A 12016-nucleotide genomic window follows, 5' to 3' on the forward strand; every position below is an offset into this window, starting at 1 on the left:
GATCCTGAAATCACAAAGGAAAAGGTATATGATCCATGACCAAACTACTCATTGTTGAAGATAACGATTTTGAAAGAAATGCTTTACAAAATTACATGAATTGGGATATTTTAGGTATTCGGCAAGTGGAAACGGCGTTCAATGGCTTGGATGGACTGGAAAAAGCGAAAACACTTATGCCCGATATCATCATCAGTGATGTGAAAATGCCGGGTATGAGCGGAATTGAGATGGCCAAAAATATTATAAAGTTTTGTCCTGATGTCAAATTCATTTTCTCCAGCGGACATGAAGATGTCAGCCTACTTCAAGAAGCGATGGAAGTAAGGGCGTTAAGTTATTTGATCAAGCCTTTAAAACAAGAAGAATTAATAGCAGTTATTAAAAAGACTACATCCATTCTAGTTGATGAAAAACTTACGAGTCTTGAGAATACTAAGATTGTTGAACAATTTAAAAATAATCTTCACTATTTGCAATCCAAATTTCTTGAGGAATTAATCACATCGGGAAAAAGCTCTAACGATAGCAAATCATTGTTTGTTCAGGCAAATGATCTCAAGCTGAGAATGATTGGGATGTATAAGTTGGCGTTAATCGAGTTTGAGTTTGGTGTGGATACGGATATTTTTCAAAATTCTGACTTACTCAACGTGGTTCTATACAAACTTGAAAGCATTTGCAACAATAAGAATGTGATTTTGATCAAGTATTCAGGCAAAGGAATCATTGTCCTGCTTCATACGCTAGTTCGAGGGAATGAGGAAGGTTCTTGGATCATAAACGATATTGAAAAAGAAATCGAAAACTTATCCAAGGAAAATAATTATAATTATATTATCGGCGTTAGTGATGTATTTGCGAATATTGAGGAGCTGCACATCGCATATAAACAATCCAGATTTGCTACAAGCCGAAAAATAGCCTTAGGGTATGGACATATTGTTTTTTATGCGGAGGGTAATGAAGCTCATTCTGTTTCATTGGAAACGGAACAGCGAGATATTAAAGCTACAATTTCACAAATAATTGACTTGGCATGTGAGGGAGAGAGTTGTGAGGAGGCAATAAGCAAGCTGGTTCATTTAATACTAGTTGACCCGAACCACAAAATGGACAGTATCCAAAGCTTATTTATTTTATTGTTTTCTAACTTATCCATGCAAATGGCAGGCAGGGGTGAAAGCTTTGGGAAAATTGCCGAAGAAGAAGTAGACATTTTTAAGGAAATTATTAATTCCAAGACAATCCCCGATATTATCCTGTATACCAGTAAGATCTTAAAATCCATATCTTCGTATATGGGAAGGAAAAAACTAAACAAAGATGATTACATCATCAATGAAATATTACATATTCTAAATCACGAATATCAGAAACCGATTACCCTTACCTACCTTTCAGATCGGGTATATTTGAGTTCAAATTACCTAAGGATTGTATTTAAGCAAAAAATGAAGATAAGCATTCAGGAATATTTGACGAACCTACGCATGTGTAAAGCAAAGGAATTATTAACGCAGACCCGGTATAAAGTTCATGAAATTGGCGAGATGGTGGGGTATGAAAACAGCACTTATTTTAACATCGTGTTCAAAAACTACATTAAGATGACACCAGGGGATTATCGAAACAAGTTTATGAACTAAAATAAAAAAGACGTATGTTAATGGGGCGTACAAGGTAATGAGAAAAAATGTGATTCGCATCAAAACTAATGATTTCAAATTTTTTCACATCATACTTGCCTTCAATATCCTTATTGTTCTCATTTGTTCGGTTACCATCAGCTCAATCATATACGGCAGATTAAACCAGACTCTTAATAAGCAAAATGAGGAGTTTATGCACTATGCTACTTCCCAAGCGCTCAATGGCGTAGAGAACATCATGAAAAACAGTGAGTTGACGGCCAGAAGCATATATTCCGATAGTACAATAACGAGCTTTTTTCTTGGTAAGAATGCCGGCAATGTCGATTATGTTCTTTTTAACCAGTTTATGAGCATTAATAATATGTTTGAAAACTATATAACGACAAACAATGATATCAAAAGTATTTCCATTTATAGAATGGACCCTGAACTTATTACGGACGGTAAAAATATCAAAAGTATGGAGAGCTTTAAGAGGCAGGATCTGATGAAAAAGGCGATTGATGCTCGCGGGAAGGATGTTTGGGTAACTTATGAGGAGGAGGGCGAGGGTACCAAAATCCTTTTGCTTAAGTACCTCAATATTAACCTGCCGGGTGGAATTCTAGCCATAGAAATGAATCAAGCAAGATTAAGCAATTTGTATAAAGTAGAAGAGGATGCTAAATACTTGTTTTATTTACTGAGTGAAGGAAATATTGTTTTCAGATCCAATCAGAAGGTTCAAATTGGGAAGGAAACACTGGACAACGTGGAAAAAAATGTTGAAAGGGATAAGGTCTATTCAAAATTAAAGCAGGGTAGTAACTTCTACTATTCCTATTACGGGAAAGTCAATAACGGATTAAATGTTGTTATCCTCTACGACGCCTATGAGTTAGAGAAGGAAAAACGATCTATAGCTAGGTATGTCATGATTTGTACATGCTTTTTTGTGCTGATTGGCGTGTTACTAGCTATCCTGTTTTCTACGAAATTTGCACATAATATAGAAAAACTTGTGAAAAAAATTAGAGCAATTGAAAAAGGCAATTTAATAATAGTACCAGATCGAAGCAGCATCCGTGAAATCTCTGCCCTTGATCATACATTATGCAATATGGCACTGACGATTGAAGGACTTACGGAAGATATCGCAAAGAGAGAACGACAGAAGGTTGAAAGTGAGATCAAGTATTTACAGAAGCAGATGAATCCCCATTTCCTATATAACTTACTTTCGGCAGTGAGATGGATAGCTTTCCACAAAAATGAAAATAAAATAGTCACAATCATCGACCTGTTAAGTGATTTTTATAAGCTCGTTCTTAGTCAGGGGCGAGACATCATAGCGATTAAATCCGAAATCAAACTGATAGAAAAGTATGTCGCGCTACAAAATTTATGTCACAGTGACCAGATCAAGCTGACGGTTCGTGTAGAAAAAGAATACGAAGACCTATTGATTAGTAAAATGACCATACAGCCATTTGTTGAAAATAGTATTATTCATGGCAGAGTACATGGGAATATCATCCACATCATAGTGGATATTTACAAAAATGGAAATAACCTTGTAATCACGATTGCCGATAACGGTATGGGGGTAAACGAGAACTTTATCGCATACATTAAACGTCTGAATAATGGAGAAGTTTCAGACTACAAAGTGGGTTATGGTGTCACGAATACGTTTATGCGTCTCAAAATATTCTACAGCAATGCCAGTATTCATGTGTATCATGGAAACCCCGGAACCATTGTAGAAATATCTTTTTCCGTTGAAAACAAACAGGAGTTAAGTGTCTAATACACATATATCATCCACAGGGTATTCTTGGGACTTTGATAATCCCAATAAATACCCTGCTTTTTTTTCCTGGATAGGCGCCATCTTGGGTTTTGTTATTCATTGAAAATGTTTATATCTATATGTGATTTGCATTCAAAATGATACGGTTACTTATATCATTCGATGGATACTTAAATTGAAAATAAAGGGTTGCCCCATCATAATTAAAGATGTCGGTGAGTGATTAAGATAAGTCAGATGCAGAATTACATTTGGGATTGGGGAGGAATTCGTTGAGATTATCAAGTATTTCGAGCGTTAAGCAAGGTATGAAAGCCAGTTATAGAAAAAATGCCCTAATAAAGAAAATTAAAAGGCAGAAAGTTCATCTTCTATTATTAATCCCGTTTATCACTTTTATCTTAATCTTTAAATATGTTCCGATGTATGGCGCCCTACTAGCTTTCAGAGAATTTTCCTTTAGAACACCATTTGGAGGAGAATGGATTGGTTTCACTTATTTTGAATCATTTTTTAAAAGTCCTGATTTTTCCATTGTCATGCGTAACACGATCGTCATTAGTTCGTTGAATCTTGTGTTTTCAACCATTGCGGCCATTCTATTTGCCATATTGATTTGCGAAGTTAGAAACGCCGTGTTTAAGAAGTTGGTACAAACTGTCTCCTATTTACCACACTTTATCTCATGGGTAGTGGTAGCGGGAATGGCGATGACGCTATTCTCCATTGATGAACTTGCACCGGTCAATTCCGTTTTAATTCATATGAATATACTTGATAAGCCGATTAACTTTCTAGGGGAAGAGCAGAACTTCTGGCCTTTGGTTACAGGGCTTAATGTGTGGAAAAACATTGGATGGAATTCGATCATTTATATAGCTGCAATCACATCAATTGATAAACAAATGTATGAATCCGCTATGATGGATGGAGCAAGTAAATTTAAACAAATAACCAGTATTACATTACCTACCATTTTGCCTACCATCGTCCTCCTATTTACTTTTGGTTTAGGCTACATATTGAACGCCGGATTAGACCAGCAGCTTTTTTTGCAAAATCCGATGAATATCAGGCATTCAGAGGTGTTGGACACTTATGTACTGAAATATGGCTTACAACAGGCAGCTTACTCCTATGGAGCCGCTGTGGGTTTGTTTAAAAGTGTGGCCGGATTGGTGTTGATTGTACTATGCAATTATTTATGCAGGAAATTTCTGAAAATGGGTATATTTTAGAGGAATACATTTAAAATCCGGTAATGGGGGTGTCAGATGAAAATAACACCGGGAGAACGGTTGTTTTATGTATGCAATTATGTTTTTCTGTTGTTGATTGCATTCTTAGCAGCATTTCCTTTCTGGAACATATTGGTTGTGTCCTTGAATGAGGGAAGAGATGCCATGAGAGGGAGTATTTATTTCTGGCCTAGAAAATTCTCATTAGAAGCATACGCAGCTATTTTCAATGAAAGCAGCTTGATGCATGCGACATATATCAGTATTGCGAGGACTGTATTAGGAACACTACTTGGTCTAATAAGTACGGCGATTCTTGCTTATCTGTTAGCTAACCGAGAGTTGATATTTAGAAGAGCTATCTTATTTTTCTTTATCTTCACCATGTATTTTTCAGGGGGCTTGATCCCGGAATTCATGCTCTTTAAAAATTTACACTTATATAATAACTTTCTTGTTTATATTATCCCTGGTGCCATTAGTGTCTGGAACGTGATGGTCATGAGGCAGTTTTTCGAAGATCTCCCGCCTTCCTTATCCGAATCAGCTAGAATCGATGGGGCATCTGAATTAAAGACGTTAAGAAGCATCATACTGCCCATGTCGACTCCCGTATTGGCAACAATCGCCTTAATGATTGGCGTCGCGCAGTGGACCACATGGTTCGATACCTTCATGTTTACTTCAGGTTCGAAGGAGTTGGCAACCCTGCAAGGGGTTCTTGTAAACATACTAATGGAGACACAGATTCAGTCAACAGACCCTGCGCAAGCGGCCAGACTGGAACAATCAGGTTCCATTCTCACACCTGAAATCATCAAGATGGCGACCATCACCATCACTACAATCCCTATTGTCATGATATATCCATTTCTACAAAAATACTTTGTTGGCGGACTTACGGTAGGTGCTGTTAAAGGATGATAAAGTTTCAGGTTAGCAGAAAAGCCTAGCGGAAACTATTCATAATAATAAAAAGGGAGTGTCAGATGTAATGAAAACGAATTCAAAAATGGTAAGCTCGATCGTTGCTACAGCATTGTGTATCACTGTTCTAAGCGCATGTAGTTCGAACACGGTAACCAACACCGCTACACCTGCTGCCAGCAGCCAGACGAGCCCAGTGAAAGAACCGCCGACCGTGTTAACGATTGTTAATTCTGCTGGCGGTACACCGAATTTCCCTACAGGAGATCCTTTCTGGGAAAGTAACCCTGTCGCCAAAGCAATTGAGGAAAAACTGAACATTAAGTTGAAATGGGATGTCTATTCAGGAAATGGAAAAGACAAATTGAATGTTGTTCTCGCCAGTGGAGAATATCCAGATCTAATTATGTTATCTGATCCTACGAAAGTAATTGCCGATAAAATAGCTATTCCGCTAAATAATTTGATTGATAAGTTTGGTCCGGATCTGAAAAAGAAGTACGGCTCAGCGCTTAACATGCTCAAACAAAGCGACGGTAACATTTATCACTTAACCAACACCTATTTACCGGAAGGAGCTACTCCACCAGGATACGGGTATAGCTTACAGGTAAGGACGGATATTTACGAAGCGCTTGGTTCTCCAAAGCTGGAAACATCAGATGACGTGTACAATTATTTGAAGAGTGTAAAAGAGAAATATCCAAAAACCTCTGATGGACAAACGATGTATCCGCTCAGCGGATTCAATCGTAACTGGGGATCTCCTTACTTTGGCATGCTTGCTATGGCAGGTTCACCGGCAGATTCAAAGCTTTATATGGGAGCGGATGATGTTGTGAAATTCTGGCCAAAGGCGCCTTGGGCTCAGGATGTTCTTAAATTTTACAACAAACTGTATCGTGAAGGATTAATTGATCCCGAAGCATTTACACAAGACTATGCGACATGGCAGAAATCCAAGCTTAGTACGGCAAGAGTTGCAGCTCATATCGGCGGTTGGAACCAAACCTTTGACGTTTTGAAGACCTACACGGACGCGAAATTGCCAAATGCTGAAAAAATGTATTTCCAAAACGTTGTATTCAAATTTCCTACCGCTGATAAACCAACCTTATTATCTGTAAGCAAAAAGGGTACAGGAGCGCTTATCATCACCGACAAAGCGAAAAATCCGGAAGCTGCAATGAAGTTGCTCAATTACTTGACAACTGAAGAAGGAAACTTCTTGGCCATGAATGGACCAAAAGGGATTCAATGGGACATGGTTGACGGTAAGCCGACATTGGTAAAGTCTTATCTGGATAGATGGCTTTCTGGTGAAAAACAAGCAAATATTGAAAAAGAATCTGGTATGAGTCAATATTCCAGACTTGTAGGATCAGACCTTGGTAAAACCAGCTGGGGAACTTACTGGATCTTGAAGGATGATCCTGTTGCAACAAACAATACACGGGCGCAGCAAAGAGACAAGGCATTAAGTCCATACTGGTACGACTCAACCACTATAGGCGATCTGATGGCTGGAGCGGATACAGATACAATCTCGAAACAGCAGGCTGTGGATAAGAGGCTGTACGACAATGCCTTCTCCGTCATATTGGCCAAATCAGAGGCGGAGGCTGAAGCTGAGTTTGCGAAGTATGTGAAAGATCTTGATGCTGCCGGTGCTGCTCAGGTTGAAGCGTATATGACAAAGATGCATAAACAGTACGTGAAACAATTAGCAGGGAAATAATCCAATCAAAAAAGTTTAAATGGTAGAAAATGGCAATGGATGGAGACATTAGACTTCATTCATTGCCTTTATTATGAACGAAGGAGAGAATCATGAGACTAACTTTCATACGGCATGGACAAATAGCAGGAGACCCCTTTATATGCCCTGAACGACCAGTTAAAGGGAGTCTATCCGAATTTGGAATCCTGCAGGCTGAGGCAACTGGGGAGGCTTTAAAAAATGAAAAATATGACTATGCATTTTCCTCTCCCTACGGTAGGGCGCTGCAAACTGCGGAGGTTGTTCTGGCCGGAAGGAAAATGGATATAAGGATATTGCCATTTATATATGAATGGATGCCGGATCGGAATCTGGAAAATGTGCCTAGTACTGTATTTGAGGAAATCCAACGACAAACTGGGGATGCCTATGCGGAGGAAACCTGGAAAACGGAATTGGGTGAGGGCTATTATGACATGTGCGCAAGAATAATTCCGCCCTTTTTAAAGTTGATGAGTGAGATTGGCATACATAGCCGTATGGGCGGTTATGTACCTAAGGAACATGCTAAAGAGCTTTCTATTGTCGTGTTTGCTCATGGAGGTTCTCTAGGCGTATTGTTAAACTTTTTACTTGGTGTTAGACCTTTTCCAATTGGAAGCTTTTCTTTGGAACATACAGGGGTAGCAGTAATTGATTTTGTAGAACAAAAAGGAATCTATTATCCTAAATTACTTATTCCAGCGCTTCATCAGATAGGCAAATAGACAGTTGAATAGTGGATACAACATATTGGGGGAGGCTGAAAATTGAACATTATTGAAGAAGCATATAGACAATCCATTCATGTAGTAGAGCGGTGCATGCATGCAATTGGTGCAAAAGCATCTGCATTATCGGAGGGGTATAATCAGGTATTTGCAAGGGATAGTATTATTACTTTTTTAGGCGCATCCTTAGTAGAAAATGAGGTGTTTAAAAATTCCTTTAGGAACACACTAGACACGCTTTCAAAATATCAAACCAGACTTGGCATGATCCCATTATCCGTTGATGTAGATAAGCCGGGAATTGAATCGTCCCAAGGTGCTGTAGACAGTAATCCATGGTATGTCATTGGGCACGGAGTCTACTACAAGCGATATAAGGATATGGATTTTCTTAGAAGGAATTTGGAATCCATAAAGAAAGCAATGCTTTGGCTTGAATATCAGGACAGCAACAATTGCGGTTTGCTCGAGGTCCAAGAAGCTGCGGACTGGGGAGACTTGTATGCAAACAGAGGGAACATCCTTTATGACAATGTCTTATATGTTAAAGCACTCGTAGAATATGCCAACATACTGGAGCTGAATGGAGAAAGCGGCGAGGAGAGTCTGTCTAAAGCAGAAGATGTAAAAACAAAGCTGAATCTCTTGCTTTGGCCTGGAGATGTGGAAGAAAAAACAAAAATCGTTAACGACAATGGTTACTGTCAAGAGTGGCTAAGGATTATTAGGATGAGCAGTGAATTGTATTGGTTTGGTAAGTTCTATTTGCCCTATGCATCTTTCAGGGATTTTGGACATCACTGTGATGCTCTTGGCAACAGCCTGGCTATCCTTTTTGACATTGCAGACGATGTAAAAGCAAATACAATTATAGACCATTTTATACAAACGGGTATGAACAGGCCATATCCCATCATGGCTAACTACCCGCCGATCATGCCTGGAGATAAAGACTGGCGCGAATATTACAGAAATGCACATTTAAACCTGCAGTATCAGTATCATAACGGAGGCATATGGCCTTTCATTGGAGGGTTTTATGTTGCAGCACTGGCGAAAGCAGGAAAAAGAGAATTTGCCTTAGAGGAACTGGAAAACCTGGCAAAAGCGAACCAGATTGGAAGGCGGTTTGATTGGGAGTTCAACGAATGGTTGAACGGGAGAAGCGGAATGCCTTCCGGTATGTCCTATCAGGCATGGTCTGCCGGGATGTATATTTTTGCTTATAAGTGTGTTATGGATGACGAAATGATAGGGAAGATTTGATAAGTGAGTGAGGTAAGATGCTATGGAACATATAAAAGCGACTGAATATACAGGGATAATTACTAAGCTTAGATGTGAATATTTTATAACGCCTCTGGGGATCGACAAGCCACAGCCAAAATTGAGCTGGGAAATGGAGAATACCGGGCCAGATTTTAAACAAACGGCATATAGAATCATCGTAGCTTCTCATATGTCCAATATTGACAATCATATAGGCGATATGTGGGATAGTCATAAGATTGACTCTAATAGGCAAAATGCAGTTATTTACGATGGCTGTACGCTTGCTTCCAAAAGCCGTTATTGGTGGAAGGTAAAACTATGGGACCAGGATGGCAATGAATCGCCATGGAGCGAAGCAACTTACTTTGAAACTGGCATGTATCATTCCGAGGACTGGCAATGCAGATGGTTTAACTGTGAGTATCCGAATAGTCCTACCGCCATTTATTATGAGCGCAGGGAATTCGTAACACAGGAGAATGCTCAGATATCATCGGCAAGAGTCTATATTGGTGCTACCGGCAGCAAGGCGAATGCTTATGAATTGCGGATGAATGGTGTCAAAGTTGGTGAAGACTTAATCAGTCCGGGCCAGACTCATTTTACACGGAGTATGTATCGTACGTATGATGTTACAGATTTAATCATTTCAGGCCCTAATGCCATAGGGATCATGCATACAAGAAAGGTCATCTTTCATCTCGATATCCGGTATACCGATGGTTCTTCCGAGATAATTACGAGTGACCACTTGTGGAAAAGGCTTAAAAAGGGCCCATATGTAGCCTTGCGTTATGCAGGAGGCAGTATCTCCGAGGGCAAAGGTGAAACCTATGATGCAAGACTCGAACCTGATGGATGGGATATGCCTGGCTATAATGACGATTTATGGGGCAGGCCAATTCCTGAAAGCGGCCCCCTGATGCTGACTGCACAATTACAGCCGATAACTTGTATTCAAGAAATAAAGGCTGTATTCATTTCCGAGAAGCAAGAGGATACCTATGTTGTTGACTTTGGTCAAAATATGTTCGGGACCTTATGTTTGACTGTGACAGGTCAAGCGGGTAATAAAGTCATTCTCCGATATGCAGAATGTATAAATTCAGATGGAACTATCAATTCCGGCAGTATTGAAGCAGGCTGGCTTGCAGAATCGCAACCCCAGTTTGATGAGTACATTCTTAAAGGTGCCCGGGAAGAAACGTATCAGCCCAAATTCTCATGCCATGGCTTCAGGTATGTAGAGATTTCCGGTTACCCTGGAAAACTTACACCAGATCAGATTACAGCTAAGGTTATACATAACGATATTCTGAATTATTCAGAATTCAGTTGTTCTAATGATCTGTTAACAAGGCTTCAGCACAGTGCAGTGTGGTCATTCCGATCCAATCTCGTGTCGGTCCCCATGGATTGCCCTTCAAGAGAAAGACAAGGATGGCTTGGGGATGCGCATTGCCATTCAGAGGCGGATTGCCTCAATTTCGATATGGCTGCTTTCTTTGATAAATGGTTTGACGATATTTCCGATTGCCAATTGGAGAATGGCATGGTCCCTCTTATATGCCCAAGTGAAGGTCATGAGTATTCCTATGACATGCCATGGGTTTCCGCGGTTATTTTTATTCCTTGGGACTATTACTTGGCGTATGGAGATAAGGCGTTTATAGGGAAGCATTACTCCTTGATGGCAAAGTGTCTGACTTCCTTCAGGAATCATCTGGACAGTAGTTATCTGCTGCAAAACAGCCTCATGTTCGGAGATTGGTTTGGAAGCATTAAAGACATCTCTAAACCATTTCTTGCTACGGCCTACTACTATAGGTGTCTGGTATTAATATCAAAAATGGCGGAGGAGTTAGGATATATAGACGATATGGCCTTATACTCAGGCCTGGCGTTCAAAGTAAAAGAAGCAATTAATACGGCTTTCCTAAAAGAAAACAGGTACTATGACACCAATTCTCAAACAGCAAATGCCCTTGCTCTTTACCTAGAGTTTGCCCCGGATACCTGTAAATCGGCTGTGCTAGACAGCCTGGTAGAGGATATTTTGACTAGAGAGACCATGACAGTGGGATGTCTTGGGGCAGAGGCTATTATAGCGGCACTGGCGGATAACGGAAGGAATGATATTGCCTACTACCTCGCTAACAATACAAACAAAGGATGTTGGGGGTACTGGATTAAGGAATATGATTCAACATCGGCACTTGAAAGCTTTTCTGATAATAGGTCATCCAATAACCATGCATTCCTTATAGGAGGACTCAGTGCCTGGTTTTATAAGCACATTGCCGGAATTTCACCCGCAAAACCAGGATACGAGAAAATAAGGATTAAGCCTTATATCCCGAATGATATGAATAGCGCAAGTGCACAAATTCAAACAATCAGAGGAATGGTGAAATCAAGCTGGCAGAAAAGCAGCACACATCTTGAATTCAAAATTACCATCCCCCCTAATTCAACAGCAGATGTATATGTACCATCCGATGATTTGGAAAGCATTATATATGAAAATGGTATTTTTTCAATTGATTTCAATAAGGAAGGACGCGTGAGGCGAGAAGGGAATTTTACTATTTATGCTGTAGGTTCAGGAGATCACTACTTTAAAGTGAAAAACCTCAATTAAA

The 12016-nt window shown here is 39.7% G+C and carries 8 protein-coding genes; all 8 read left to right on the top strand.

The annotated features are described in order from the left end of the window. Positions 1–35: 35 nt before the first annotated feature. The 8 genes from AC58PV_RS06170 (at position 36) to AC58PV_RS06205 (ending at position 12015) form a co-directional block, all read left to right on the top strand. A complete protein-coding gene (locus AC58PV_RS06170; protein ID WP_497431400.1) occupies positions 36–1649 on the top strand; it encodes a response regulator in 1614 nt (537 codons plus the stop codon). A 37-nt stretch (positions 1650–1686) separates the two neighbouring features. Further along, positions 1687–3444: a sensor histidine kinase gene (locus tag AC58PV_RS06175; protein WP_497431401.1), complete on the top strand. Its 1758-nt coding sequence runs from the start codon at positions 1687–1689 to the stop codon at positions 3442–3444. A gap of 275 nt (positions 3445–3719) precedes the next feature. Then, positions 3720–4685, top strand: a complete 966-nt coding sequence (locus tag AC58PV_RS06180) for an ABC transporter permease (protein WP_497431402.1) — start codon at positions 3720–3722, stop codon at positions 4683–4685. A gap of 36 nt (positions 4686–4721) precedes the next feature. Continuing rightward, entirely contained in the window at positions 4722–5609 is an 888-nt protein-coding gene (locus tag AC58PV_RS06185) for a carbohydrate ABC transporter permease (RefSeq protein WP_497431403.1), read from the top strand. 70 nt (positions 5610–5679) lie between these two features. Beyond that, a complete protein-coding gene (locus tag AC58PV_RS06190; protein WP_497431404.1) occupies positions 5680–7350 on the top strand; it encodes an extracellular solute-binding protein in 1671 nt (556 codons plus the stop codon). 92 nt (positions 7351–7442) lie between these two features. Next, a complete protein-coding gene (locus AC58PV_RS06195) occupies positions 7443–8099 on the top strand; it encodes a histidine phosphatase family protein (RefSeq protein WP_497431405.1) in 657 nt (218 codons plus the stop codon). Positions 8100–8141: 42 nt separating this feature from the next. Continuing rightward, a complete protein-coding gene (locus AC58PV_RS06200) occupies positions 8142–9368 on the top strand; it encodes an amylo-alpha-1,6-glucosidase (RefSeq protein WP_497431406.1) in 1227 nt (408 codons plus the stop codon). 22 nt (positions 9369–9390) lie between these two features. Continuing rightward, on the top strand, positions 9391–12015 hold the full coding sequence (locus AC58PV_RS06205) for a family 78 glycoside hydrolase catalytic domain (protein WP_497431407.1): 2625 nt from the start codon (positions 9391–9393) through the stop codon (positions 12013–12015). Position 12016: the final 1 nt, after the last annotated feature.

The sequence above is a fragment of the Paenibacillus sp. J22FR83 genome, assembly GCF_059691955.1.